Source organism: Natrialba chahannaoensis JCM 10990 (assembly GCF_000337135.1).
Lineage (GTDB): Archaea > Halobacteriota > Halobacteria > Halobacteriales > Natrialbaceae > Natrialba > Natrialba chahannaoensis.
On the sequence record NZ_AOIN01000038.1, the window covers coordinates 1 to 26,174 of the forward strand.

General features: G+C 63.9%; 18 protein-coding genes. 5 read left to right on the top strand and 13 right to left on the bottom strand.

The window, feature by feature from the left end; all coding sequences use genetic code 11:
- From leuS to pheA, 4 genes are all read right to left on the bottom strand, one after another.
- Positions 1-2,410: leucine--tRNA ligase (leuS, locus tag C482_RS05245; protein WP_006166448.1), on the bottom strand; the 2,410-nt coding region annotated here is incomplete at its 3' end.
- A gap of 240 nt (positions 2,411-2,650) precedes the next feature.
- Positions 2,651-3,073 carry an Hsp20/alpha crystallin family protein gene (locus tag C482_RS05250; RefSeq protein ID WP_006166449.1) on the bottom strand — a complete coding sequence of 141 codons (423 nt, stop codon included), beginning with the start codon at positions 3,071-3,073 and terminating at the stop codon, positions 2,651-2,653.
- A 92-nt stretch (positions 3,074-3,165) separates the two neighbouring features.
- Positions 3,166-3,621: a peroxiredoxin gene (locus tag C482_RS05255; protein WP_006166450.1), complete on the bottom strand. Its 456-nt coding sequence runs from the start codon at positions 3,619-3,621 to the stop codon at positions 3,166-3,168.
- Between the two features lie 173 nt (positions 3,622-3,794).
- Positions 3,795-4,613, bottom strand: coding sequence for a prephenate dehydratase (gene pheA, locus C482_RS05260; RefSeq protein ID WP_006166451.1), 819 nt, complete (start codon positions 4,611-4,613; stop codon positions 3,795-3,797).
- Between the two features lie 955 nt (positions 4,614-5,568).
- Between pheA and C482_RS05265 the strand changes: the two genes are divergently transcribed.
- Positions 5,569-6,339 (top strand): bacteriorhodopsin, encoded by a 771-nt coding sequence (locus tag C482_RS05265; RefSeq protein WP_083858586.1) that lies wholly within the window; start codon positions 5,569-5,571, stop codon positions 6,337-6,339.
- A gap of 58 nt (positions 6,340-6,397) precedes the next feature.
- Here the strand turns inward: C482_RS05265 and C482_RS05270 are convergent, their stop codons facing one another.
- Complete coding sequence (locus C482_RS05270) at positions 6,398-6,706, bottom strand: non-histone chromosomal MC1 family protein (protein ID WP_006166453.1); 309 nt, start codon at positions 6,704-6,706, stop codon at positions 6,398-6,400.
- 236 nt (positions 6,707-6,942) lie between these two features.
- Between C482_RS05270 and C482_RS05275 the strand changes: the two genes are divergently transcribed.
- Together C482_RS05275 and C482_RS05280 are read left to right on the top strand one after the other, a co-directional pair.
- The gene (locus tag C482_RS05275; RefSeq protein WP_004215684.1) at positions 6,943-7,140 is read left to right on the top strand and encodes a hypothetical protein; all 198 of its coding nucleotides are present in this window, start codon (positions 6,943-6,945) and stop codon (positions 7,138-7,140) included.
- A gap of 349 nt (positions 7,141-7,489) precedes the next feature.
- Entirely contained in the window at positions 7,490-10,486 is a 2,997-nt protein-coding gene (locus tag C482_RS05280) for a M14 family metallopeptidase (RefSeq protein ID WP_006166455.1), read from the top strand.
- A gap of 31 nt (positions 10,487-10,517) precedes the next feature.
- On the opposite strand, the gene pheT is transcribed toward C482_RS05280, so the two are convergent.
- Positions 10,518-12,236: a phenylalanine--tRNA ligase subunit beta gene (gene pheT / locus C482_RS05285; protein WP_006166456.1), complete on the bottom strand. Its 1,719-nt coding sequence runs from the start codon at positions 12,234-12,236 to the stop codon at positions 10,518-10,520.
- Positions 12,236-13,744: a phenylalanine--tRNA ligase subunit alpha gene (gene pheS / locus C482_RS05290; RefSeq protein ID WP_006166457.1), complete on the bottom strand. Its 1,509-nt coding sequence runs from the start codon at positions 13,742-13,744 to the stop codon at positions 12,236-12,238. Before pheS ends, pheT begins: the two co-directional genes overlap by 1 nt.
- Positions 13,745-14,149: 405 nt before the next feature.
- On the opposite strand from pheS, the gene C482_RS21470 reads away from it, so the two are divergent.
- Positions 14,150-14,701, top strand: coding sequence for a DUF5518 domain-containing protein (locus C482_RS21470; RefSeq protein ID WP_006166458.1), 552 nt, complete (start codon positions 14,150-14,152; stop codon positions 14,699-14,701).
- 40 nt (positions 14,702-14,741) lie between these two features.
- Here the strand turns inward: C482_RS21470 and C482_RS05300 are convergent, their stop codons facing one another.
- Entirely contained in the window at positions 14,742-16,301 is a 1,560-nt protein-coding gene (locus C482_RS05300) for a hypothetical protein (RefSeq protein ID WP_006166459.1), read from the bottom strand.
- A gap of 133 nt (positions 16,302-16,434) precedes the next feature.
- Positions 16,435-18,075 carry a tryptophan--tRNA ligase gene (locus tag C482_RS05305; protein ID WP_049896506.1) on the bottom strand — a complete coding sequence of 547 codons (1,641 nt, stop codon included), beginning with the start codon at positions 18,073-18,075 and terminating at the stop codon, positions 16,435-16,437.
- Between the two features lie 118 nt (positions 18,076-18,193).
- Between C482_RS05305 and C482_RS05310 the strand changes: the two genes are divergently transcribed.
- Positions 18,194-19,159 carry an AAA family ATPase gene (locus C482_RS05310; RefSeq protein ID WP_006166466.1) on the top strand — a complete coding sequence of 322 codons (966 nt, stop codon included), beginning with the start codon at positions 18,194-18,196 and terminating at the stop codon, positions 19,157-19,159.
- A 98-nt stretch (positions 19,160-19,257) separates the two neighbouring features.
- Here the strand turns inward: C482_RS05310 and C482_RS05315 are convergent, their stop codons facing one another.
- The 4 genes from C482_RS05315 to C482_RS05330 are packed head-to-tail and all read right to left on the bottom strand — an operon-like array spanning position 19,258 to position 26,149.
- Positions 19,258-21,213: a DUF7519 family protein gene (locus C482_RS05315; RefSeq protein ID WP_006166467.1), complete on the bottom strand. Its 1,956-nt coding sequence runs from the start codon at positions 21,211-21,213 to the stop codon at positions 19,258-19,260.
- Positions 21,213-22,646, bottom strand: a complete 1,434-nt coding sequence (locus C482_RS05320) for a DUF58 domain-containing protein (RefSeq protein WP_006166468.1) — start codon at positions 22,644-22,646, stop codon at positions 21,213-21,215. The genes C482_RS05315 and C482_RS05320 overlap by 1 nt, the downstream gene beginning before the upstream one ends.
- Positions 22,639-23,550: a DUF7269 family protein gene (locus C482_RS05325; RefSeq protein WP_006166469.1), complete on the bottom strand. Its 912-nt coding sequence runs from the start codon at positions 23,548-23,550 to the stop codon at positions 22,639-22,641. The genes C482_RS05320 and C482_RS05325 overlap by 8 nt, the downstream gene beginning before the upstream one ends.
- Positions 23,543-26,149: a DUF4129 domain-containing protein gene (locus C482_RS05330; protein WP_006166470.1), complete on the bottom strand. Its 2,607-nt coding sequence runs from the start codon at positions 26,147-26,149 to the stop codon at positions 23,543-23,545. Before C482_RS05330 ends, C482_RS05325 begins: the two co-directional genes overlap by 8 nt.
- Between the last annotated feature and the right edge of the window lie 25 nt (positions 26,150-26,174).

Genomic DNA, 26,174 nt, shown 5'->3' on the forward strand with positions numbered 1-26,174 from the left:
TTTCGGTTTCCTCGTCTGCGTCGCTCTCGATGGCGATCTCGAGTGCGTCGTACTTCCAGTCGGGTGCGACGACGACGTCAATCGCTTGCGGGTCCTCGATGCCGGCGACGTCGATGATGTCGCGAACGTCCTCGCGGGTGTTTGTGACGAGCTGGCGGCGTTTCGTGACGTAGTCGCGGTCGACCGTTGCGGTCGGCCACGGTGCGTCGACGACGAACTTGTCCTCGTCCTCACCGGTGTCGAGTTCGGCGTACAACTCCTCCGCCAGGTGTGGTGCGACGGGTGCGAGCAGGCGCACGACGGCGGAGAGGCCGCGCTCGTAGGTTTCTGCGTGGGGTTCGGTGTACGCCGCATACTGGCGCAGCGTACGGACGAGATCCTGCGTCTCGCGCAGCGCGCGGTTGAACGTTAGATCGTCGTACTCGCCGCCGGCGATGGCAACCGTCGCGTCGATTTCGTTCGCGACGTAGCGTGCGATGGCGTCATCGTCGCCGTCAGGCTGTTCCGTGGCGAAGTCTTCGACCATCTCCTTCAGTCGCGTCAGGAAGGCGTTCGTCGAGCGCACGCCCTCCTCACTCCAGTCGAAGTCTCGCTCGGGCTGGGCGGCCTGCATCATGAACAGGCGCGCGGTGTCCGCTCCGTACTCCTCGACGATCCGCTGGGGCGAGACGGTGTTCCCCTTCGACTTGGACATCTTCTCGCCTTCGAGCTGGACCATTCCCTGGGCGAGCAGGTTCGTGAACGGCTCGCGGTGTTCCAGGCCCTCGTGGTCCGCGAGCACCTTGGTAAAGAACCGCGAGTACAGCAGGTGCATCACGGCGTGTTCGATGCCGCCGACGTACTGGTCGACCGGCATCCAGTCGTTCGCACGTCCCAGATCGAACGGTGCCTCCTCCAGGTCGGGCGAGACGTACCGCAGGAAATACCACGAGGAGTCGACGAAGGTGTCCATCGTGTCCGTCTCGCGGGTGGCGTCGCCACCACACTCGGGACAGGTGGTCTGCTTCCACTCCTCGGCGGCATCCAGCGGGTTGCCGGTGGTGTTGATGAACTCGGGCAGTTCAACGGGGAGCGCTTCGTCGGGCACCACCACTGAGCCACAGCTACCGTGGCAGTGGACGATCGGAATCGGTGTTCCCCAGTAACGTTGACGGGAGATGCCCCAGTCGCGCAGCTGGTACTGTGTGGTGTGCTCGGCGCTCTCGATGTCCTCGGTCAGGCGTTCGCGGGCCGTTTCGCTGTCGAGTCCGTCGTACTCGCCCGAGTTGACGAGCACGCCGTCCTCGGTGAACGCTTCCTCGCTGCTGTCGGGAATCTCCGGCTCTTCTCCCTCCTCGGGTTCGGGCGCGATGACGGGGACGATTTCCTCGTCCATCTTTTGGGCGAAGGCGTGGTCGCGCTCGTCGTGGCCGGGAACGGCCATCAGCGCGCCCGTTCCGACGTCCGAGAGGACGAAGTCCGCGACGTAGACGGGAATCTCCTCGCCCGTTACGGGGTTCGTCGCCGTCAGGTCGGTTGCGATTCCGTTTGGCTCGTCGCCCTCGGGGTCGGCCTCGTGCTCGATGAAGTGGCGGACATCGTCGTCTTCCTCGGCGGCCTGCTCGCTGATCGGGTGGTCCGGCGCGAGCGCGAAGAACGTCGCGCCGTGGATGGTATCGAGGCGCGTCGTGAAGGCGGTAACAGAGCCGTGACCACCGATTTCGAACTCCACCTCGGAACCGTACTGGCGGCCGATCCAGTTGCGCTGCATCTGGCGGACCGAGTTCGGCCAGCCTTCCAGCTTGTCGATGTCCTCGAGCAGTTCGTCCGCGTACTCGGTAATCTTCAGGAACCACTGCTCGAGTTCGCGCTGCTCGACGGGGGTGTCACAGCGCCAGCAGAGTTCGGCCTCACCCTCGACCTGTTCGTCTGCGAGGACGGTTTCACACTCGGGACACCAGTTCACTTCGGCGTCGCGGCGCTCGACGAGGTCTTCCTCGTGGAACCGGGAGAAGAGCCACTGGTTCCACTGGTAGTACTCAGGCGTACAGGTCGCGATTTCCCGATCCCAGTCGTAGCCAAAGCCCATTGCGCGCATCTGGTCGCGCATCGTGTCGATGCAGTCGAACGTCCAGTCACGCGGGTTGGTGTCGCGATCCTTGGCCGCGTTTTCAGCGGGGAGGCCAAAGGCGTCCCAGCCCATCGGGTGAAGGACATCGTCGCCGCACATTCGTCGGTATCGGGCGTAGGCGTCCGTAATGGTGTAGTTTCGGACGTGGCCCATGTGGAGTTTCCCGGACGGGTACGGATACATCCCGAGGACGTACGTCGGATCGTCGACGTCGTCCGGTGTCCGATACGCGTCCGCGTCGTCCCACGCGGCCTGCCAGCGTTGCTCGACTGCTGCGTGGTCGTATCCCGCGTCGCTCATTTGCTTATATAGCTCTGAGGGCGTCGAGGCCGTATAGCTTTCCATCACTTGCCGGCGATCGACGCCGTCTTCGTCCGTTTCTTCGCTTCCTGTGTTCGAATCCGGGTCAGTTCATGCAATTGAGCGACCATCCGATCAACTGGCCAGAGGACGGGATACTGACTCAGTCAGTGCGACCCGTCGAACCGAAAAGAGTGTCCACGGTGCTGTGTTCGCCGTTGGGGCCTCTCGAGTACTTGTTCACTCGATATCGATCTGCTTCGACCCCTCGTCAGTCGACTCTTTCGGAAGCCGAACGGTCAACACGCCGTTCTCGTAGCCGGCGTCGATCGCGTCCTCGTCGACCGGATCCGGTAGTCTGATCTGGCGGTTCGCCGACTTTCGCGTCCGCTCACGTCGGAGATACCGCCCCTCGACATGTTCTTCTTGTTCGTCCGCGCGGGTCGCATCGAGACGGAGCGTCCCGTCCGAGAGCGTGAGATCGATATCCTCGACGTCGTAGCCTGGGAGATCGGCCGTCACCACGTACTCGTCGTCGCGATCGGCGACGTCCACAGGGACGGAGCCGGGTACCTGCAGGCCACCGCCGGCCATCCCCTCCTCAACCTGCTTGCTGACGCGGTCGAGCATCTCCTCGAGTTCGTCGAACGGGTTTCGGCGCATACCCGTTCATAGGCGTTCAATAGGGATAAATTCTGCCCGCGTACGAACAACAGAACGAGTTCGGGAACCAGATCCACATTCAAATCCAGGGCTCACTCGGGCAGCGTCACCAGCCCCTCGTCCATCGCCTCAAGCAACACATCGCGCGCGTGACCGTCTGGATCGACGTTCTCGTAGACCGCCTGCACCTCGCCCTCGGCGAGCAGAAACGTCGTTCGCGCGGCCGCGCCGCTCTCGACCTCGACGCCAAAGGCGTCGGCAACCTCGCCATCCGGATCCGCGAGCAGGTCGAACTCGAGTCCCTCCGCCACGGCGAACGACTGGTGAGACTCGACATCGTCGGTCGAGACACCGTAGACGTCAACGCCGGCCTCTTGATAGGTCTCCCGTTCGCGCTGGAACTGGGTGGCCTCAGTCGTACAACCGGGGGTGTCGTCGCGCGGGTAGAAGTAGAGGACCGTTGGGTCGTCGAACGCAGGCGCGACTGCCTCGCCGTCCTGATTCGGTGCGGTCACGTCGGGTGCGTCGTCGCCTGTCTCGAGTGGCATGTCCGGTCGTACTTCGATGGTGCGGAAACGCGTTTCGGTGTGTCTGACTGGTTGGTTGCCTTGCGTGAGTCGATAGATGTCAGTCGCAGCCTGTCGTCATTACGCTGCGCGAGGGTTCACTGACGTAATAGGCCTCTTGCTAACAGTGTGAGGTCGTTCTCTCGCTGCTCGAGTTACTCGACGACGTGCTCGAGATCGTACGACCCCAGTCGGCGAACCCATCCCTTCTCGGCGAGGTCCTCCAACTCGGCAATCGCCTCGTTTGTCCGCGCCTCGTAGAGCCCTGCCTCAATATCGACGTGGAAGACGTAGTCTCCCAGACGCTGGCCGCTCGGTCGGGATTCGACGCGAGTCAGGTTGATATCCCGGTCGGCAAACGGCTGGAGCAACTCGAGTAGCAGGCCGGGATAGTTCGCGTTCGGGTAGACGACCAGCGTCGTCTTGCCGCCGCCTTTCGAGCGGTCCTCGGCGGGCGCGACGGCGAAGAATCGCGTCGCGTTGGAGTCCTGATCCTGGATGTCTTCGGCGAGGACCTCGAGTTCGGTGCCGTTGTCTGCGTTGGCGGGATGGCCGATGCCGGCGATAGTGGGATCTTCGCGGGCGAACTCGACGCCCTGTGCCGTGCTTGCGACGGCTTCGAGCGTGGCGTCGGGGTACTCGCGCTCGAGATAGGACCGACATTGGGCGAGCGCCTGGGAGTGGCTGGCGATCGTCTCGAACTTCGGCCCCTGTGCGAGCAGGGCGTGTTTGATCGGGGTGACGATTTCGCGGACGACGGCGACGTCGTATTCGGCGAGCGCGTCGAGACTCTCCGTAACGCTGCCCTCGATACTGTTCTCGATGGGGATCACGCCACGGTCGTGCTCGCCGGTCGCGACGGCGTCGACGATCGAGGTGACGGACTGGCGAAAGTCGATAGCGTCCGCGTTGGCGATCGCCTGAGCCGCCCGGTGAGAGTAGGTGCCTTCTGGGCCGAGAGTCACTGCAGTCATCGCCTGCTGATTGCCGAGAGAACGTGAAAATACCCGGGGTTCGAACGGACGATTGCCGGTGTTATACGTGGAGCAGGCGCAATACCACGGCCTTCAGGCCGTGGATACGCGCCGTCACTCAGTGACACGTTCTACCGATAATCCCATATCTGAGTTTCCAATCCTAATGCTCAAGTCACAGGAATCACTATACGAGAGCAAGGTCAGGTCGGAACGGAGCGGATTCCGAACGACCGTCGGAGACGGCCTGTCCGCCCACGTAACAAGGTCGTTTGAAAATCGAAGATTTTCGCGATCACGAGAGACGGAGTCTCTCGGACGACAGTATCCGAAACGCCGACGCGGTGAACGTGAATCCTCGAAGGGTTCGCCTTGTGCCCGTCGGTCGAGCAAGCCCAAGATAACTCCGAGTCCGTCGAAGTCTGCCGGACTCACCGTGGTAAAAACAACACGGTGAGTCCGGGCACGACAGAGGATAGGAGTAACGGCTACTTGGCATGGCCAGACAGCCACCGACCACGATGTCTGGGTTAGACGCGAACTCCCGTTAAGTGGCGGAGTCATGGTTGCAAACCTGAAACTCCCACCGCTCGGGATTCCTCCGCGTTCACGCGGAGGAGGATGTCAAGGCAGTGGATTCTCACGTCGGAACAGCCACCTGTGAGGTGATACGACCCTCGATCGGTGTGAGTTACCGCCGCTATCTGTGCCGGCAGCCTCCCAAATCGGCGATAACAGTTATCCGGTATCGAGACAGTCGTCTGTACATCCCGCTTCCACACTCCCTCTGGAAACGATCACAGATGAGACGACTGCAGTTCACACCGAGACGCCAACCGCTGAATCGTACTCGCCTCTCGAACACACGTGATGCTTTCTGGTGTCGTTCCAGTGCTAGTCCCAGCTCACGGTCTCGATCCCGATCCCGATCCCATCCGATCGAAGGTGGATCACCGTGATCGATTCGATACTGATGCTCGCCGTTTCGAGTGCCGTGTTGCTCGCAGCCGCTGCAGCGTTCGGCGGCTACGCACGATCGCTCCCGTCCGGCCCCCATCGCTACGGCTACGCTGCAGCCGTCGCCGCCAGCGCGATGGGGCTCGCGTACCTGCTGATGGCGATCGTGAGCGGTCTCTTTGGTGCCGAAACCGATGTACTTCGCTTCGTCGGCTACACGGCCATGTGGACCGCGATCATCCTCGTTGTCTGTGCAATTGCTGGCGTCGGCCGACGGCTGACGCTGCTCCTGTTCGCCGCGGTTCTTGGCCGCGTCTGGATCACCCTTGGAAGCTGGTTCGTCGACGGCGCTCTCGCGCTCCTCGCAACCCTCGGGACGTTTGCAGCGCTCGGGCTCGGCCTGTACCTCTTGTTCGGGCCCTTCAGCCGCGCCGCCGAGGCACTCGAGTCAGAGCGACGATTGCTGTTTACCAAGCTCAAGTATCTCATCGTCCTCAGTTGGGTTGGACTGGTTGCAACTGGACTCCTGTCCGAAGGAGTCGGCCTCGTGGACGGCTTTGTCAGCCAGCTCGTCGTTATCTACGTGGAGATCGTCCTCCTTCTCGGATTCGGCGGAATCGTCGTCCGGAGTCAGCGAGCGCTCGCACAGACTGCCGAGGCGACCAGACTCCTCTCGCTTGGAACTGACCGTGGACCGGACCACGGTGGGGGACAGGGCGGATCGGATGGCCTGAACAGTCCACCGGACCCAGCGGAACACGCAGACTAGTCTCGTCGGCGATTGTCGCCACTCTGCGTCCGTTCACACGAAATCATCACCAATAGCGTTACTCGTCTAAGTGATCGATTCCTTTCTTGGAGACGTTGGCCTCCGTGATTTCGTTGGGCATCCAGTCTGGTTTGTCGTCGGGTGCCGTCTCTTCCCAGGCCCAGCCGTCGTAAATGTGGACCTTGTCCGTTCCTTTCTCGCGCAGTCGAAGCTCGGTTCGGTCAGCCTCGTCCCCACTCGAGCCCGGCTCAAGTCGCCGGGCTGCCTTGAGGGCTGCCTGACGTGGTGTGTTCCCGGAGAACACACTTTCTTCCTCGCCGTTCGATGACCGCAGTGCGAAGTTTCGCTTACCGTCTTCTCGTACCATGGTTTTGCTCCGTGCGAAACCAGCACACGGCCCGACATAAATATATCCCCAAAAACCGACCGACTGCGCCGGTATCTTTAAGTGCGTAGGTCAGCGACGTCTCCGCAGTCTCTGCCGCTACTGAGTCCGTTCCCTCGCACGGTTGATTGACCAACCGGTGTGTCAGACGGTCATTCGCCGAGGCGTCGAAAACACTTAAGTATATCCTACGACGAAGTTCGTCATAGAATCCCGCGATGGTACGGAAAAAGAAGCTGAGTCCAAGCGGTGCGAAAGACGAAGATGGCAACTATCACAACGTCCACCTCAATCTCCACGAGGACGAACTCGCAGTCGCGGGGATGGATATCGGTGACGAAGTATTTGTCCGAGTCCGGGACGGTAAAATCATCATCCAGAAGGCCGACGAGGACGATGTCGAACACGAATTCTAGCTGTCCGGTCACCGCTATCGTGTACCGATTCTGACTATCTCGCTCGCGCATCGCCGTTCACCGTGTCCTCGCCGACGGGTTCATGGCTGAACGCCTCGATGCGTTTTAACGCTTTGCCGGTCGAGCGCCCGCCCTGTTCTGAGCAAGCGGCATCCGACACATGACTGCCCACGCAGTCGTGTAGCTTGCCGCCTCTTGGCCGTCGAGTGGACCGCCTCTGTCCAGATTACGATTCCACAACGGCCGGTGTTGTAAACATACGCGTTCCAGTGACTGTCTCTCCTTTCATACAGTACTTGTGTGGGATTGTTGTCGACTATTTCCGCGGGCAACACCTGCACGATCGAGAATGTCACGCAATGTAGACAACAAGACTGATCCACGGAGTACTGCTGCCGATCCAACCGTCAAAGACGACACCTCTCCCCAGTCGACTGACGGCGACTCACAACCACCGCTCTCGTCCGACACAGCCACTGCAGACACGCTTGCAGGAAGCATCGACAACGACTCCTCCATCGACCGTCGAACGTTCCTCAGCCTCTCCGCAGCAACCGGCGCTGCCCTTACTCTTCCCGGCAGCGCCACCGCCGACGTGAGCGACGACATCCTCACCGACGAACTCGAGTACGTCCTGAATCACACCCCTGAAGAGTACGAGGCTGCGACGAGTATCGTCTTCACCGATCAGGACACGTTCGACGCGTTCGCAGACGAGTACGAGGAGGACCCAGACCCGGACCTCTCTCGCGCCCCGAAGGCGGTCACCCGCGAGTTACCGACACTGTCCGCACACGCACACCTCACGGCGGCGGAGGTCGAGGACGTACTCGCGATGGGAGATGGCGACGACGGTGATGGTATCGGCGCAATGAACTTCGCACCCGGTGCGAATCCCTGGTGGACACTCGAGGAGCCCTACGCGGACGGCGTCTTCCCACCGATCGAAGAGGCACGCGAGTACATCGCCTACGAGGAGACGGTCCAGGCACTCGAGTACATCGAGAATACGCATTCGGACCGCGTTCACGTAGAGTCGATTGGCGAGTCGCCAGGCTGGACGAACCTGTACACCGGCGAGGACCCCGATCCACGCGATATCTACGTCGCGGAGGTCACGAACGACGTCCACGACGACGCGTCGTTCGCCGCGAAAGAGAAGGTCGTCTACTCACTCAACATTCACGGCGACGAGCGGGCGGGAACGGAGGCTGGCTGTCGGCTGATCGAGGAAATCGCACGCGGCGAGGCGGCCGATTTCGAGCACCTGCTCGACGATATCGTCTTGCTGTTCCTGTTCACGAACCCCGACGGCTGGGTTTCGCGCAAGCCTCAGACCGAGGTTCCATGGGTCGCCGACCACAATACCAACTTCCAGCGTGGCAATGCGAGCACGTTCGAGGGACAGCCGGTCGACACCAACCGTCAGTATCCGACGATGGGGTGGACGAATCCGAGCTTCCGGCCGGCGGAGCCGGAGGGTGCGCCAGAGGAGTTCCACGACCTCGTACCTGACTCGCTCGCCATCGTCGAGCACTTCCGCGAGTACGACAACGTGGCGTTCCTCTGTGACTACCACGGGATGTACACCGCGGATCACATGGTGTTCAACCTCGAGACGAACGCGCCGTTCGACCACGACGGCACGCACGACCTGGACGAGGTCAATATCCAGATCGGCGAGGGGATGCAGGAGTTCTGGGGCGACATCGACGCGATCGCGGACGATATCTCCACGGCCGGCGAGGAGATGTATGGATTCCCGTTCGTACCGGACGGCGACAGCTGCGACGGCTTGTTCGACTGGGGGACGATCTACGACTCGCTGTCCTACCAGATCACCGGCGGCTTCCTCGGCTGGGCCGGCCAGCCAGAGGAGTTCGGCGGACTCGGTGCGATCACGGTTGCACCGGAGATCATCCTCTCGAACCACTACACCGCCGCACAGAAGAAGTGGAAACCATACTGGACGCGCCACTACGAGGAGGCCTACCGGATCTCGATGCGCGAGTACGCCGCGATGACGGCCCGCGAGACGCACGCGACCGTCGAAACCGGTGGCCAGGACACTGCCTACGTCACGACGGACGAACTGACGCGCTCCTCGGCAGATCTGCCACACACCGACGACCAGCCCGGTCGGGGAGGCCCTGGCCGTGGCGGCCCAGGACGGGGTCGCGGGCAGGGCCAAGAGCGCGCAACGTCGGTCCAGCGCCGCCACGAGGTCGTCCAGCCGGGCCCCGGCACCCAGTCCCAGCTCAGCGCCGAGACGACTGCGGACTCACACTCGTTGTTCGTCGACCTCGAGGGCGTCGGGAACGCGACCGAGGGGGCCGTTCGCGTCCGAAACCCTGACGGAACCGTCGTCCACGAGATCGATATCGACGCGAAGGCAGACCCGCGAAACTCGGCTGCGCGAACGCACGACTTCGAGGAGGTCTTCGTGCGCCGACCCGAGGCCGGCCAGTGGACTATCGAGGCAGAGAGCGACGCCGAACTCAACGTCCTCACGACGGTCGTCGACGTCGCGGACGACGAGGAAATCCCGGACCCAGTGGAGGTGCTCGGCTACGAACAGCGCGAGTACTCGGTCAACCCGATGCAGTTCTTCGCGGACCTCGACGACGATGTCGTCGACGGCGACATCGAGGGCATGAGCGTCCACCACGTCAGCGTCGGCCGACTCCTCCGGGGGAACTCCGGCATGCGCCACTACGACAAGGTCGTCGTCTCGCACGACGACGGCATCGACGACCCTGACTACGTCGGTGCACTCGAGGACTTCGTCGAGGCCGGCGGCGACCTCGTCCTCACGGATTCGGGTGTCAACCTGCTCGCGGTACTGGAGACCGGTGGGGCCACAGACATCGCAGGAGACGACATCGCGAACATCCTCGTGCCGTTCGCCAACCTCGAGGATCGGGACTTCGACCACCCGCTGCTGGCCGGCATCAGAACCCGTCAGCAGGAGATCTGGAAGGGGTCACAGCTTGGGTATACGACCGGCGTCGACCAGCCTGCGACCATCGTCGATGTGGACGCCTTCGAGACGGCTGGCGGTGCCGTCGCCGGGACGTTCACCACGGCCGCGCTGCAGGACGGCGAATCGACCCAACTCGAGTCGGGTGTCGCTGCGGGGCTGCTTCCCGCCGATGGGGGCGACGGCGAGATTGCCGTCGTCGGCTCGGTGCTCCCGCCGGCCCAGCAGACCGAACTCCATCCGTTCGGGATGGCGGACTACGCGGTGTCGTTCATGGGTCACACCCTGCTGTGTAACGCACTCGGCTTCGAGCAGCGCCGCTATGCTGACGGAGAACTGGTGAGAACGTACGGTGAGATACGGTAGACGGTAGCCGCCGAGAAACGTCGGCGACGATCTACTGCAGCGCCGCCAACTCGAACTCGAACGCCGCAACCGGCACCTCGAGGTCGTGCTCGACGAGCACCTTCGGGTGGACCTCACCGATGACGCCGACTTCCTCGCCGTCGATGACGACGGACGCCGTCCGACCCGAGATGAAGGTCGGGTGCTCGGTCGGCGGCGTCTCGAGTTCCACGTCGAAGCGCCGCGCCAGCGCCTGCAGGCGCGCCTTGGCGTCCTCGTAGCCAGCGTCGTGGTTCGCGAGGGCGGCACCGACGTGGCGCTGTTCGGTGACACCGGTGTTCTCGCGTTCGTCGACGGCAGCGGTGAAGCCGATCTCGGCGAGGTGCTGTGGGTACGCGCGGTGGGTGTTTCGTTCAAGGACCATCAGGAGCGACGGCATGACCCACGTCCGCAACATTGTGAAGTCCTCGCTGTAGGGTTCCTTGATCGTCGCGGCCTCGCCAGCGCCGTAGGCGTCCGCGTCGGGAGCGATATCGAGGCGCTCGTAGTTCTCCTCCTCGCTGATCATGTGGAAGTTGAGCAGGTCTTCGAAGCCGAGGCCAACGAGTTGCGTGCGCGCGGCGTCCTCGAGTCGGGAGCGCTCGTGGCGACCGCCGACGGTGCCCACGTCTGGGTACTCCGGCTCGAGTTCGTTGAAGCCGTAGGCCCGGCCGAGGTCGTCGATGACGTCGAGGGGATGGAGAACGTCGACGCGGTAGGGTGGGATGGTGAACTCGTAGACGAGCTCGTCGGCGTCTTCGCCGTCTTCTTTTGTGGCTTCGAGTCCGGACCGTTCTGCCAGGTCGATCACTTCGTCCGGATCGAGGTTGAGTCCCAGAATCGTCTCGATGCGCTTGTGCGGGACGGATTTCGTCTTCGTCGAGAGATCCGGACGGACGATTTCGTGATCGTCGTACTCAACGGTCACATCTTCGATCGTCGCGCCGCGGGCCGCGAGCGCGTAGCAGACGATGTTCAGCATCTTGTCGATCGTCCACTGGTCGGTGCCGGTCATCTCGACGAACAGGTCCCGGGACTCTGTCGACACTTCGGTCCGGCGGCCGTTGATGACGGGCGGGAACGAGAACAGGCCGATGTCGTCGTAGATCGCCGGGTAGCGCTCGTACTCGCTGACGAGATCCGCGTAGGTGCGGCCAGTGTCGTGTTCCTCTAACACTTCGGCAGGCGTCAGTTCGGCGTCCGAATCGAGCGGGACGAAGCGGTCCTCGTCGGGTTCGACGCCGACGTACTCGATAGTGGGGGTATCGGCGTCGGTAGCCGACGCCCCTTTCAGCATGGTTAAGTCGTGAACCCCAATCGCGCCCTTCGCGCGCTTTCGCCCCATCGTCGCGTGCAGTTTCTCCTGTAACTGGATGAGCGAGTCGAGTCCATCCTCGTCCAGACTCACGTCGCGGATCACCGCACCGGTCACGTACGGTCGCTCGTCGGGGACGGAGTCGTCGACTTTGATAGTCCACTCCGCCGAGTTTGTCGAAGGGACGTGCACGCCGCGGGCGTCGCCGTACTGGTAGCGAAGCGACCGCGCCACGCCCTCGACCGAGAGGCGGTCGAGGCGATCCGGCGCGAACTCGAGTTCGAACGCGCCGTCCTCGGTGCGGCCCTCGAACTCGAGTCCGAGGCCGAACAGATCGTCTTTGAGCTCCTCGTCGTCCACGTCGTCGTGGCCGGCCAGCGCTCGCAGTTCGTCGGGGTCGATGTCGACCGTTGGCATCAGTAGGTCACCTCCGTCTCGCGCAGCAGTTCCAGGTCACACAGCGTGCCGTGGATGTCTCGGATATCCTCGAAGCCGTACATCAGCATGAGCAGTCGCTCGAGGGCGAGTCCCCAGGCCATCACGTCACACTCGACGCCCAGCGGTTCGAGCATCTCCTCGCGGAAGATGCCCGAGTTGCCGATCTCGACGAGTTCGCCCGTCGTCGGGTGGGTCCCGAACAGTTCGAACGACGGCTCGGTGTAGGGGTTGTAGTGGGGCTTGAACTGGATGTCCTCGATGCCGAACTGGGCGTAGAACTCCTCGAAGGTCCCCATCAGGTCACGGACCGAGAGGTCCTCGGCCATCACCCAGCCCTCAATCTGGAAGAACTCCAGCAGGTGCGTCGGATCGAGGGTGTCGTTGCGGTACACTTTCTCGACGCTGAAGAAGCGCGCGGGTGGTTCGATCTCGCCGATTTCCTCGCCGGATAGATATCGGGTCGACAGGGATGTCGTGTGACCGCGAAGTGCGAGTGCGCGGGCGAAGTCCTCGTCCCACGGCGAGTGATACCCCTCACCGTCCGGGCCGACGCCTTCCTTGTGTGCGCGCTCGACGTCTGTGACAAGCTCCTCGGGAAGGTCGTCGATGTGCGTCGGCTGCTCCAGGGCGAATCGGTCCCAGTGTGTGCGGGCCGGGTGGTCCTGGGGCATGAACAGACAGTCGTTGATCCAGAAGTCCGCGTCGACGTGTGGGCCTTCCATCTCCTGGAAGCCCATGCCGACGAGGACGTCCTTCACGCGGTCGGCCGTCTGGCGCAGGATGTGCACGCGACCGCCTTCGAACTGCTCTGCGTCGGCTTCGACGTTGTACTCGGCGAACTCGACGTCCTCCCACTCGCCGCCGGTCAGGAGGTCGGGCGTCACCTGGCCGACCGTCTCGGCCGTCTCGAGTCCTGCCATCAGTTCCGTCACACCGTCGTCGGTCACTGTGGCCTCGCGGATCGTCGTCTCGCTGATTTCAAGGAGCCCGCGTCGTTCGAGTTGGTCGCGAACCTCGGCGTCGTCGAGGCCCTCGCCTGCAGCGAGAGCCTGGAGTGCACTCGCCTCCTCGTCACTCGCGGGATCGGCGTCTGGGTCCGCGGTGATCTCACCGCTGTCGATCTGTCCGTACCCCTTGCGCGCGTAGTTCGAAAGCGCGATGTCGACCTGCGGACCCTCGAGTCCGGACGCGCCGATGACCTGCCCCATCGAGACCGGGTCGTCGTCGGCATCGGCCTCGAGTGCGGCCTCGTAGAGGCTTATTTCGGGCAGTTCGATCTCGGCGTACTCGCGTCCTTCGTCGGTGAGCGTGATCGTTTCGTCGACGCGTTCCGAGACGGTGACAAGCCCCTCCGCTTCGAGTTCGAAGACCGCACCGGTGACGGTCTCCGGGGGCAGGTCGGTCGCCTCGGCGAGGGCGTCGACGAACGTTGCTTCGTCCGCGCTCGCGGCCTCCAAGACCGCGACCTGTGCTGCTGGTAGTTGCATTCGCTTGTATAGATGGCTGCGTGGTGGTCAGTTAGCGGTTCCGACTCGGACCGATGCTGCAGTGGCGCGGTTCGAAGCCGAGGGGCTGGCGATGTCCCTCTCGACGCCGAACGATGCGCCTGCGGCCGGTTTCGCCGCGTCAACCCGGTGTGGGTCCTCGCGGGTCCGCCGACCCGTACTCAGTCCGCAAAAACGAACCCGAATCCCGCACACGAGAGCTGTGGCTTTCGCACGACGCTGGCACGAGCGGTGGATTCGGGTGCCATACCCGTTCGATACGATGCGCGGTGCAAAAGCGTTGCGGGACGGTGACCGTGGTCGTCCGCTGTCTCTTAGGACATATTGGTGACCCTGATATACTCTGAAGCAAATAGGTTTCAAGACACCGGCCGCCGAAGCAACCCTATGTCGTACTCGAGTGACCCTGATCGGAACGCTGGTTCGGATCATCATTCAGATTCAAAGTCAGATTCAGACTCTGATTTCGGTTCCAACACAGACACCGGTCCCAGGTTCGATCACAATTCCAAACCAACCGCCGGTTCGCATCCTCGGCCAGGCCCCGAAACCGGCCCGACTGCAGCCGAATCGTCTCGGTCCCCGCTGGTCAACGGACTGATCGGCGGCCTCGTCGCGACAATACTGACGTTCATCCCGTTTGCGTCACTTCTCGGCGGGACACTCGCAGGTTATCTCAACGGACCAGATCTGACAGCGGGAATGATCGCTGGGCTCGTCGCCGGCGTCGTCTATGCGGTGGCGACTGTTGTCATGAGCTTCGTGTTCGGCGGATTCTTGCTCGCGCTCGTCGGCGCGCCGATGGCGGGGGGAATGGGTGGACTTCTGTTCCTCGCTGCGATCTTCGCCATCTTCTACGCCATCGGCTTCGCTCTCGTCGGCGGTGCGCTGGGTGCGTTTTTGAACCAGGAGTTTGGCGGCGACGCTGGTCGTCTCTAAGTGTTCCCTGACGAGTTCGGAACTAGACGGCACTCACTCGCTACGAGTTTGACACCCGCGTCGTCTCCAGCGATCCCGACTCGACCCAGACGAACCCCGACTGCTCGGCCGCAGCCTTCGCTCGCGTCACCGCCGCTGGATCGAACGCGTCCGCGAATTCGATGCGCGTCTCCGCCTTCTCGGCTGCCGGCAACTCGGGGAGGAACTCGTCGTCCTCGAGTAGCCCCTGAACTGACACGGTGCCACCTGCGCCGAGGGCAGCACCCAGTGCACGATACTGGTCATTTTCGGTCTCCCACTCGACATCGCTGCCGAAGGAGTCGTTCGAGACGCGTGTCGTGGTGCTGGTGCCCGAGAGCGAGCCGAAGCCGTCGGTGTCCGTCGTCTCCTGGCCCGATTCATTTGACGGGCGATCGAATCCCTTGAGTGCAGTTCCAGCACTCGTTTCGGCTCCTTGATTTCGTGCGCTGCCCTTCTTGTCGCTTCCGTCACTTTCGGTACTCCCGCCACTTCCGCCACTTCCGTCACTCTCGTCCCTCCCGTCGCTTCCGTCTCTCCCGCCGCTCACCCGCGACACACTCGGCGAGCCGCGGAGTTCGAACTCGCCACCTTCTGTTGTCCCAGTTGTTTCCGCTGACGACTCATCAGCGGACGGGGTGGGTGGCGACTCCGTCGATGAATCCATCTCTTCACCCCCTCTCCCGTCGTCCTCCTCTGCCTCCTCGATCAGCGACCCAAACTCGTCTAGCGTTGGTTGGACACTGTCTTCGTCCCGACTTCGGTCGCCGTCTCGGTTACGCTGTTGTCCGCGTCCATGCCCCTGTCCCTGCCCACGACCCTGCTCCTGTCCCCGCTTCCGCCCCCGTTCTCGTTCGCGCCCCTCCGCCCAGTCAGGCCATGGCTCCTCGCCATGGGGAACGGGACTCGAGTCCCCTGCCGATTCGTCGGGCACGTACGCCGCCACCCCGTGCTCGGGGAGCAGCGACTCGCCATCCACGCCCACGTCGATCCGCTCGCCGTACCGATCGCGAAGGGACTCGAGTGCAGTCACTTCAACGAGCGCGGCGCGCCAGCGATCGACGCCCGTCGAGAGGAGGACGAACTGCGCGTCGGTTCCCGCCAGAATCGAGGTGTTGATTCCCTGCAGGATCGCCGGCAGGTTGTCGGTGCCGAGCGGCGTGTCGGGATAGTCAACCGTCGTCTCACGCTGACGGCCCCGGTAGTCGGTCGCCTGGAGCTGAAGCCGCTCGGCCGACCGCAGTCCTGCGGTGAGTTGTTCGCACTGGAACGACCAGCCGATGTCGTCGAAGACGGCGACGAGTTCGCGCTCGAGAGCCTCCTGTGCGTAGCGGGCCGAACAGGTGACCCCGCGCTTGCTCTCGGTGATTAGCTGGCGGAGCACGGCGGTTCGATTTCGACCGGACTCGAGTTCGGCGGCCAGCGCGTTCGCGAGGTCGTCGGTTCCGGTGCTCTCGTGAGGCTGTGCTGGCCGGAGATCAGTTGCCGTCACGCCAAAGGTACCGAGAACGTCCGCACAGCGCAAGAGGTCGTCCGCAGCATCGGCAGAATCGGACGAACCGGGAGGGCGAGAGGCGGGCATCCGTTAGGGGTGCTTTCACGAACGTACCTATATAACTTCGTCAGACGCCAAAACATAACGCTGCTATCGAAAGAAACAGATGCCAGCCAACTGGACAGCGTCGCCTTCTCGAGTGCGACGAGATCGTCGTCCGCTATCGACGCCGCGGCGACTCGAGTTCGATGTCGGCCTGCTCGAGTAACTCCTCGACTTCGGCGCGTTTCTCCTGGTGCTCTGCGAGGAACTCCTTCATGAGCTGTGCGGCCTGCTCCTTGCAGTCGCCACAGAGGCGCTCGCCGCCGACACACTCGTCGTAGACGCGCTTTGCGAACTCGTCGTCGTCGCCGGCGAGCAGGTAGGCGTACAGCTCGTAGACGGGACACTCGTCGGCTTTCCCGCCCTTCTCGCGCTGTTCTTCGGCGGTTTCTCGGCCACCCGTCGTCGCCGACTTGACCTTGTTGTAGCCGTCTTCGGGATCGTCGAGCAGCGAGATGTGCGAGGCCGGCACCGAGGAGGACATCTTGCCGCCCGTCAGGCCGGTCATGAAGCGGTGGTAGATCGACGACGGTGGCTGGAAGCCGTAGCCGCCGTTGTCGACTTCAATCTCTCGTGCGAGTTCCGCCGCGTCGGCGCGGTCGATCTCGAAGGCGTCGATGTGGTTCTCGTAGACGCGCTTCTCGCCGTCGATGGCGTCGATGAGGGCGTCGAAGGCGTCCTCGGTCGCCCGCCGGTCGGAGAAGCGGATTCGCGGGCGAAGTGGTTCCATTCCGGCCTCGTTCAGCTTCGTCAGGACGGAGTCGAGCGTCTCCGCGTCCACCGCGAGTTCGGCGAGCGGCGTCTCCTCCAGCGTCTCGGCGACGTGGACACACCGGAGCTGATCGTCGTCGAAGTCGGCGGGGTCGAGTTCCTCGTGGAACCGGGCGACGAGTTTGCGCTCGTCGTCGTCGAGTTCGAAGCTGGCGTAGGCCGTTGAGACCTTGAAGAAGCGCATCCGTTCGGCGAGGTCCCGCGCCAGCCGGACGTGGGGGTCCTGATCGGGGCCGACAGGAATCACGGTCGGCTTGGGCTCCTCGAGTTGCGGGTAGAGAATATCTGCCATCTGAGTGACGACCGACTGCATGTGCGAGACGTCGGTTTCGCCGTCGAAGCCGTAGATCGCCTGGAACTCGGAGAAGTTGGCTTCTGCGCCGAGATCGAACGCGAGGTCCTGTACCTCGCGGTTGGTCGACTGGCGGTAGAGGTCGCCGTCTTCGGGGTCGAAGCCGAGCGCGAGCAGGGAGAGCAGGTAGCTGCGAGAATGCTCGTCAATCTCCTCCCAGGACATGCCCCGGGCCGAGTTCGCCTCCAGGTCGGCGATCAGCGCGTAGGCATCTGCGCCCTGTTGCTGGTGCCAGATGATCTCGTCGAAGACGAGTTTATGGCCGATGTGCGGGTCGCCGGTCGGCATGAATCCGGAGAGGACGGCCGCGGGCTCGTCGTTCTGGAGCGCCTCGACGACGGGTCGGTAGTCGCGCTGGCCGAAGATGACGCCCCGTCGCATCAGATAGTGGGGGTGGGGAACCTCCGGCAGCACGTCGTCGAACTCCTCGATGCCGAACTCATCGAACAGCTTGCGGTAGTCGGAGACGGCCGAGGAGCCCCAGGGATCGAGTGCGACGTCATCGACACCTGCCGCGCCGCCATCGGTTCGAAGGCCTGCGCGTTTGTCTTTGCCTTCGCCTTCCTCCTCGAGATCGGAATCGGAATCGAACTCGAACTCCGGTCCCCGCTCCTCGCGTGGGTCGTCTCCGGTCATTATCACCGTTTTGGCGCGCCGGCGCGCAAAAGCCTTCGCTTCTGCTCCACCCTGTCCGCCGACTGGCATCTGTTCGGCTGCCAGTATCTTCATGTGACCGCATCGACAACGCCAACCGATGGCAGACGACGTCTCAGCCGTCTCGACGAGCGAAACCTGCACCGAAGTCATCTCCCGCATCGGCGACGCAGTCATCACCGACCGCGAGTTCCTCGAGCAAGTGCTCACAGCGTCCCTCGCACGCGGTCACGTCCTCCTGGAGGACGTTCCCGGCACCGGCAAGACGCTCACCGCGCTCGCGTTCGCGCAGGCACTCGGCCTCGAGTTCTCCCGCATTCAGTTCACCCCGGACCTGCTGCCGAACGACATCACCGGCTCGCACGTCTTCAACGAACAGCGCGGCGAGTTCGAGTTCACGAAGGGGCCGGTGTTCGCGAACGTCGTCCTCGCGGACGAGATCAATCGCGCGCCGCCGAAGACCCAGGCCGCGCTGCTCGAGGCGATGGACGAAGGCCAGGTCACCGTCGATGGCGAAACCCGCGACCTGCCGGACCCGTTTCTCGTCATCGCCACACAGAACCCGGTCGAACAGGAGGGGACCTTCGAACTGCCGGAGGCCCAGCGCGACCGCTTCATGATCAAGACCTCGATCGGCTACCCCGACAGAGACGGGGAACTCGAGTTGATCGAGCGCCGGAGTGCTCGCGAGACGAAGATGCCGACGATCGAGCCGGTGCTCAACACGGCTGGCGTCAAGCGCTTACAGCAGGTTCCGGAGCGGATTTCGATGGGTGAAGCGGTGCGTGGCTATCTCGTCGATCTGGCGCGAGAAACGCGGCGGGATGACCGTGTGAAGATCGGGATTTCGCCGCGCGGGATTCAGCGCTACTTCGAGGCAGCGCGTGCGAGAGCGGCGATTTCGGGTCGCGAATACGTTGCGCCGGACGACGTCAAGCGGATCGCGGAGCCGGTGATGCAACACCGACTCGTGCTGACGACGGATGCGCAGATCGAGGGTGTCGACGGTGCGACGGTGGTTCAGAACGTACTCGACCGCGTCGAGGTGCCGGCAGTCGAGCCGTAGCCGGGGTGACGTTCGTCGACACTGCTGAGATTTTGCTATCTTCCCTGCTTCTCACTGCTGGTTGTCACTGTCGCCGTTGCTGCTCTCAGTCGCCACCGTCACTGCTGTCGTTCTCGGCCGTCACTGTCGCTGCTGTTGCCGCCAGTGGTTCCAACGGTGCTCATTTCGCCTGTCAGCGCTTCCACCGTCTCGCCGTCTAGTCCGTCGATGTCTGCGAGTTCGGCCCGCGTTGCGGCCTGCACGTCACCAATCGTCTCGAAGCCGGCGGCCTTGAGCGCGCGTGCCTCGGCGGGGTCGACGCCGGGCATCGTTCCGGCTGCGATGGGGAGCCGAGAAATCTTGCTTGCACTGGAACTCGAGGCCGATGCCACTGCGCGGCGCTTGAGCACGATGAACGTCGCGAGCAGCGCGACGACGAGCGCGGTGGCAATCGTCACACCACTTCTGATCGTCAGTTGACTCCCCAGTTCGGCGAGTCCGAGTGCAATTGCGAGTCCGGTTGCGCCGACCAGTACCGTCCCGATCGCGTGCGTCAGCGCGGGCCGGCGGGCGTTGACGCCGCGGCCGAGTTCCTCGGTCACCGAGACGCCGTAGAGGCTGGCGTCCCAGGCGACAATCGCACAGACGACGACAACCCCAACTACGAGCGTCGAGGCACCGGTGAGCGCTGCGAGGATTCCACCCGCGACGAGCGCGCTCGCTGCAAGCGTACCGGGTGCGCCACGGTCCGAGAGCAACTGCAGGGAACCAAGCAGCCAGATGCAACACACCAGCGAACTGATCGTGCCGATGACGCCGATTATCGCGACGGCAGCGATCGCGACTCCCTCCGGTGGCGAACCGACGCTGAGCAGTTCGTCCGGCGGAATCGTTCCCATCCCTCCCGGCAGCGGGACTCCGTCGCCCGCCGCAGCCATGGACTCGAGTGCCGGTCGAATCCAGCGCTCGAACACCGACGGGTAGCCGACCGCGACGAGCGTCGCGACCAGTATGCCACCAGTGAACGCCGGGAGCAGTCGGAGCACGCGGCTGCGACGGAGCCGGTGAAGGTCGGGCAGCCGGGAGAGGAGTGCAGCCACACAGAGGGCTGCGATTCCACCAAGGACGACGAACCGGGCGACCGGGTGCATGGCGATCGGAATCACCGTCGCCTCGAGATGACCGTACGCCGTCGAGGTGGACGCCGCTTCCTCCTCCTGTGCGTGGAGTGCGATTCCGCTCGCGGTGACGGTTCCCATCAACAGCAGGAATCCGCCCATGCCGGCCCACGACGCGAGCCGGTCGATCCGTTGCTCCGCGGCCGCTCGCCGATCCCGCGGCAGCAACTCGACGATCGGGAGTCGCGGCACGATGAACGTCGTTAACCACAACAGCCCGATGAGCAACGCAGCGAAGCTCAACACACCCGCGGCCAATTCGTCCGGCCAGAGGAGCGAGTCGAGTATTTCCGTGCTCGACCATCCCTCCCCTACTTCGGGGACGCCGGGAAGGAACTCTCGCAGTGGGTCGAAGTACGCGGCTGCGACGAGTGCAATAGGGAACGGCGTCACCAGGACGATCGGCAGCGCCGAGCGGACAGCCCTGTTGCCGACCGCGCCCGTGACTGTGGCCGTGGCACCGAAGGCGGCCGCCGCAATCGCGAGGACGACGCCGGCACGGAAGCGCGTCTCGAGTGCCATCGGATCGGCACTGGTCGCGAGGGTGAGCCCGAGCGCACCTGCAAGGCTGAACGCAGCGAACACGGTGAGGACACTGCCGACGGCTCGCCCACCCGGCGTCCGGCGCTTCGTTGCTGTCACGGTCATCGTCAGGATTGTGCCACTGACGACCGCGAGGAGTGCCGGGCCGACGAGATCCAGGGTAGTCGCGAGAACGATCGAGCCGGCGAGGACCGCCACCATCGCGACTGCTGCGGTCGTCGGTGCGCTGACCGTTTCGCTCTCTCGGACGGACCCGGGCGGCTCCGTACTGCTCATCTCGGTGCCGGTATCTGGTGGTCGACCCTCGCGTCGTTTGTGTTCGTGTTCGCGTTCTCGTGGTCGTTCGGTCGCCATTAGCGGATCACCTCGTCGAACGCGCGGCCGAGCGCCGCCGTGAGTGGCTGCTCCGGGTCCCAGTCTGCGACAGGGATGTCGGTTCGCCGGAGGCGCTCAAGGCGCGCACTGCGACGGACGGCCGCCAGCCGCGCGCCGATCTCGTCCCGCGTCGTCACGTCCGGAGAGACGACGGTGAGCCGGTAGTCGCGCCGCCGCAGCGCCGCCGCGAGCTCGACGATTTCGTCGTCGACGGCCGGCGTACAGACCACAAGCTGGGCGTCGGACGGGAGCAGTGTCTCAAGGTGATCGGCGACCTGTGTCGGTGACCGGCCGCTCGGGATTGTCGGTCTGCCGGTTGCGCTCGTCGCACTCCCCGCCTCGGTCCCGTCCCCATCGACTCGATCCTGTCGCTGTCCCTGTGGACCTACCCCTGCTTCGGGGCCAGTTCCACCCGCATCCGATGAACCAGCCGAAACCGAGCCACCGGTTCCGTGCGTGGCGACGGTATCACAGACCCGCGCGATCCGGCCACCCACATTGGCCCCCGTTCCGGGCTCGACGTACGCCGGCGGGCCGGTATAGACGCCCGGCGTCTCCGCCCGAACACCCAGTCCGACGACGCCGACGCTGTGATTAGCTTCGGTCAGCGCCGCCGTCGAGACGATCCCCGCGTACGCCGAGAGCGTGACTCCGTCGGGGTGTCCGTCGGCCGCTGCGACGCCCGACGCCGGCCGCCCGTCGAGAACGAGCACGATCTTCGCCGACTCCTGCTCGCGGTACCGAACTGTCCCCAATTCGCCCGTCCGGGCGTACCGCCGCCAGTCGATCCGACTCAGCGGGTCTCCCTGCTGGTAGTCCCGCGTCGAGTGGAACTCATAGCCCGCGCCGCCGCTGTCGCTCGCCACCGCGCCGACGAACGGAATCGTCTCGCGGTGGATCGGCACCCCATCGAGCGGCACCGAGCACTCGAGTCCCGCCTCACCAGCGGCGTCCACGCCAGCGCTTGCGACGGCGGTCGCGCTCAGGCTCCGGAGGCGGACCCAACAGCCCTCGAAGGTGTAGCTGCCGCGGCGTGGACGTAGCGTGTAGGTGAGTTCAGTGCCCTCGCCGGGTCGGAGCGTCGTCGCAGTTTGAGCGCTGCCGTCGACGACATCGAGTTCTGGTGGCACCTGGTCGCCGATCCGGATGTCAGGAAGCGTCCGCTCGCCTTCGTTTCGGACGGTGAGTGTCACCTCGACGCGCTCGCCGGGGAGCGGTGTTCGCGGTGTACAGTCGCGTTCAACGGCGAGCACGTCGTTCGGGTCGGGAACCGACGAGAGCGCGGCGTAGCCGAGGTAGCTCACGGGAACTACTGCGGCGAGTAAGAGCGCGGCCGAACCAAACAGCACGCCACCGGCGATGAGTACGATGGCGGCGACGACGCCGGAGTGCCAGCGCGAGACTCTATGCATGGGACACCTCCGTCTGTTCGGCGGCAGGGTCTGGTTCACTGTCGCCCGCGGCGTCCTCGTCCTCGCTATCGTCCGCGTCGACTTCCGCGACGGACTCATCAGTTTCACTATCATTACCATCACCAGCATCATTATCGCCATCACTGTCAGCTTCACCGTCACCGTACTGTCCACTCTCGCTGTCCGCAGGCGACACCTCGGCCGGATCGAACTCGAGTGCGTGTCGTTCGATTTCGTCGACGGTTCGCTCGAGCCGATGCTCGAACGTTCGGCCGGGGAACAGCCACCGGCGCAGTCGGTGCCAGATTGAGAGTCGGCCCGCCGAGTCGCCGCCCAGGAACGTCGCCGCGATCCGATCGTCGGTCCACTCACCGCGTCGGAGTCGCTCGTCGGCGTGTTCGGTGCAACCCTGTGCCGCCTCGATCGTCCGTACGGACTGGCGAAGATCGTCGACGATTGCGTCCGTTTGCTTGGGCCGCTTGTGGCCGTGTGTGAGTGCGTGGAGTGTCTCCTCGACGCGCGCTGTTGTCTCGCCGCCGACGATGCGACCGACTGGCGGTTCGGAGTCGGAATGGCGGTTCTGGGACGAGTGGGTCTGTGAGTGGCCTGTTCCTGTCTCCGCGCGATGTGTGCTCTGTTCGTCCGTGTGTATGGGGCTGGAATCGCCCGCCGAATCGGCATCTGTCGCGCCCGAGAAGTACGTTCGCCACAGCGCGAACAGTCCGACGACTCCGCTAATAGCCAGAACCACGTCTTGCGGGTCGCTTGCCTGCTCGAGTTCGGTGATCTGCTCGAGTACCGGCGTCGGAAGCGACTCCGGTGTGATTGCAAGAACGGCTCCAAACGCGAGTGCAAAGGCCGCGAACAGGCCGAGAAGAACGTTCCAGATCGATCTATCACTCATTGCGATCCTCCGTGCCCGTTAGCGCTGATTCATCCGTTGACGTGGGTTTGTCCGCTGGCGATGGCTCGTCGGACTGTCTCGTATCGTCCTCGCTTGTCATGTGGTCCTCAGTCGTCGAGTCGGTCCGCCGCCCGGGGAGTAGATCCTCATCGACTGCTGTGTCGTTGCGAGAGATCTCATTGTCCGAACCTGGGGTTTTGGCGTTCCTCGTGGACTGTTCGTCCGATTTCGACTCTTCTTCCGGTTCAGTTACCGACCCGACCGCGCGTTCGACCGACTCGAGTTGCGTCTCCGTGGGTGGGGACTCGCCGTACTCCGCGTCCCGGAACGCATTGACGACGGTTCGAACCGGTGGTTCTGGGAATCCCCTGTCGACCGCGTAGCGGCCGATCTCGCCCGGGGTTTTCGTCCGAATCCGAGGTGGACGAACCGCTCGGACGAACTCGTCCCAGAGTGTTCGTAGTGTGCGAACTGACTGGTCGGCGTCGGCCGTCGATTCGGCGGCTGCGGTGTCTGTCTGTGCCGAACCGGTCATCGATGCTGCCCGCTCGCGAGATGACTTGCCGAGCGATCGCAGTAATGCGAGAAGCGCCCTGACGAGCCGTGCAGGGTGTATCGCCGCCAGCGCGGCGAGCCCTCGCTCTGCTAGTTGGCCGCGGAGCGCGAGCAGCCAGCGCCCTGCTCGCCATGCTGCCGCCAGCGCGTCCCTGCCGCGCTCGACGAGCCAGGAACCTGCCTGCTCGAGGCCGCGTGCGAGTCGGACGACTGCTTCGACTCCCTTTCGGCCGATCAGTTGTGCCAGCGTGCCTGCGCGGCGGACTGCACGCCGGATAAGCGACGGGACCGATCGAACGATCTCTCTCGAGAGTCCGAATCGGCGAACGAGGTGCCAGCCGAGTGCGGTTACGAAGACGAGCACCCCGAGTACGACGAGCGCGGCGTTTCGATAGAGTCCGCTGACGGTCGTTACCGCCGTGGATTCGCCGACCTGCGCGCCGAGAGAAGCTTCGTTCGCGAGGGGGAGTGCAACCGAACTGGTTCCGTCCGCTCCAGTCTCGCCGACGGCGGTTCCATCGAGGAACACCGTCGCGTTGGCGACTGATTCTGGCGTCTCTCTCGTGCTGTCGTTCGTCTCGGAATCCTCGCTAGTCTCGTTCTCTACCGGCGGGCCGACGTAGGAGACATCGGCGGTTACGGTTCGGCCGGGCAGCGGAATCCGTTCGGCCACGTCCACCGCGAGGCCGTAGACCGCGAGCTCGCGCTCAGCGCGGATATCGTCGCGCTCGACGGCGATCGACATTTCTCCAGTCGTCTCGGGAATGGTGACCTGTGTGGCTCCGCTCGCGTCCGTGGTTCCGACTTCCTGGTCATCGATCAGCACTGTTCCGTCCGGGATGGGATTCTCTGCGACCGTTGCCGTCACCGTCGCGTTCGTTCCGGCGACTAGGGCGTCCTCGTGTTCCATTGGTGCTTCTCGGTCGATCGAGAGCTCGGTTTCGGCATCCATCTCGACGGTCCGTTCGGTGCCCGGATCGCGCTCGGCGGTTTCATCTTCACCTTCGGTCTCGTCATCACTGTCGGCATCCGTCTCGTCGTGATCGGACACCGGGACCACTCTACTCCCGCCGTAGAAGTGAACCGGTGCACCGGCGGGGCCACCGACCGGGCCACGGATCGACGGTTCGGTCGTCGATTCGGCGGCTGTGTCGGCCGGATCGACCGCGACTGTCAGCGTATCCGTGAACGGGACCGTTCCAGTAACCGTGCCATCGGCGTCTGTTTCGCCGATCAGTTCACCATTGAAGGCGACACCTGCGTTCTCTCGCGTCTCGTCGTTTTCGGTGACGGTTACCTCGACGACGCTGCCAGGCGTCGGCGATTCGTTGAACGCGATGTCGTAGCCGCTGTCGGTCTCGGTGTGGTCGTCGTCGGTTTCATCCTGTTCGTGTTTGCCGTCCTCGTCCTGCTCGAGCTCGGTGTCGTCACCCGCCTCGATCTCGCTGTCTGCATCCGACTCTTCCGCAGTCGCGTCGTCACTTTCGGCCTCTGACTCCCCACTTTCGTCGCTTTGTTCGCCGTCCGCATCGTAGTCACCGTCGACCTCCCCGTCGTCAGGATCGGCTCCGATGTCGGCTGCGTCGTCCTGCTCTTGCCCCTGTTCGGGCTCTTGCTCGCCTTCCCCTTCATCATCTGCGTTCGGGTCTGTGTCGATCTCCGAATCACCCTCTGCGTCTCCATCCGCATCTGTATCCGTATCCGTATCCGTATCCGTATCTGGGTCCACCTCGTCGCTGCCTTCGTTGGCTTCACTGCCCCCATCCCCTCCAGCATCGTCGCCACCTGCTTCGCCTACATCCCCGAGTTCCGCCAATTCAGCGGGTAGAATATCGCCATCACCATCGCCAGGCGTACCTGCGACGCCACCGAGCGCGGGAACGGTGAGTGCGGCGAGCGTGAGCGCCAGCACGGCGAGAGAGACCAGGAGAAACTGCCCCCAGTCTGGCCGTTCGGCAGCCGTCGAGCCCGCCTCCCTCTCGACTGATGGTTCTGACTCACGACTCGCTACCTCATCCGTCTCGCGTGCCGGTTCTGTCCCCATTCGAACGTTCCGTTCGACGTGACAT

Bases quoted from the DNA above. Each gene is read 5' to 3' on its own strand.
- C482_RS05250 (WP_006166449.1), bottom strand. From the start codon at position 3,073: ATGCGCCGAAACCCGTTCGACGAACTCGAGGAGATGCTCGACCGCGTC.
- C482_RS05255 (WP_006166450.1), bottom strand. From the start codon at position 3,621: ATGCCACTCGAGACAGGCGACGACGCACCCGACGTGACCGCACCGAAT.
- pheA (WP_006166451.1), bottom strand. From the start codon at position 4,613: ATGACTGCAGTGACTCTCGGCCCAGAAGGCACCTACTCTCACCGGGCG.
- C482_RS05270 (WP_006166453.1), bottom strand. From the start codon at position 6,706: ATGGTACGAGAAGACGGTAAGCGAAACTTCGCACTGCGGTCATCGAAC.
- C482_RS05275 (WP_004215684.1), top strand. From the start codon at position 6,943: ATGGTACGGAAAAAGAAGCTGAGTCCAAGCGGTGCGAAAGACGAAGAT.
- C482_RS05280 (WP_006166455.1), top strand. From the start codon at position 7,490: ATGTCACGCAATGTAGACAACAAGACTGATCCACGGAGTACTGCTGCC.
- pheT (WP_006166456.1), bottom strand. From the start codon at position 12,236: ATGCCAACGGTCGACATCGACCCCGACGAACTGCGAGCGCTGGCCGGC.
- pheS (WP_006166457.1), bottom strand. From the start codon at position 13,744: ATGCAACTACCAGCAGCACAGGTCGCGGTCTTGGAGGCCGCGAGCGCG.
- C482_RS21470 (WP_006166458.1), top strand. From the start codon at position 14,150: ATGTCGTACTCGAGTGACCCTGATCGGAACGCTGGTTCGGATCATCAT.
- C482_RS05300 (WP_006166459.1), bottom strand. From the start codon at position 16,301: ATGCCCGCCTCTCGCCCTCCCGGTTCGTCCGATTCTGCCGATGCTGCG.
- C482_RS05305 (WP_049896506.1), bottom strand. From the start codon at position 18,075: ATGACCGGAGACGACCCACGCGAGGAGCGGGGACCGGAGTTCGAGTTC.
- C482_RS05310 (WP_006166466.1), top strand. From the start codon at position 18,194: ATGGCAGACGACGTCTCAGCCGTCTCGACGAGCGAAACCTGCACCGAA.
- C482_RS05315 (WP_006166467.1), bottom strand. From the start codon at position 21,213: ATGGCGACCGAACGACCACGAGAACGCGAACACGAACACAAACGACGC.
- C482_RS05320 (WP_006166468.1), bottom strand. From the start codon at position 22,646: ATGCATAGAGTCTCGCGCTGGCACTCCGGCGTCGTCGCCGCCATCGTA.
- C482_RS05325 (WP_006166469.1), bottom strand. From the start codon at position 23,550: ATGAGTGATAGATCGATCTGGAACGTTCTTCTCGGCCTGTTCGCGGCC.
- C482_RS05330 (WP_006166470.1), bottom strand. From the start codon at position 26,149: ATGGGGACAGAACCGGCACGCGAGACGGATGAGGTAGCGAGTCGTGAG.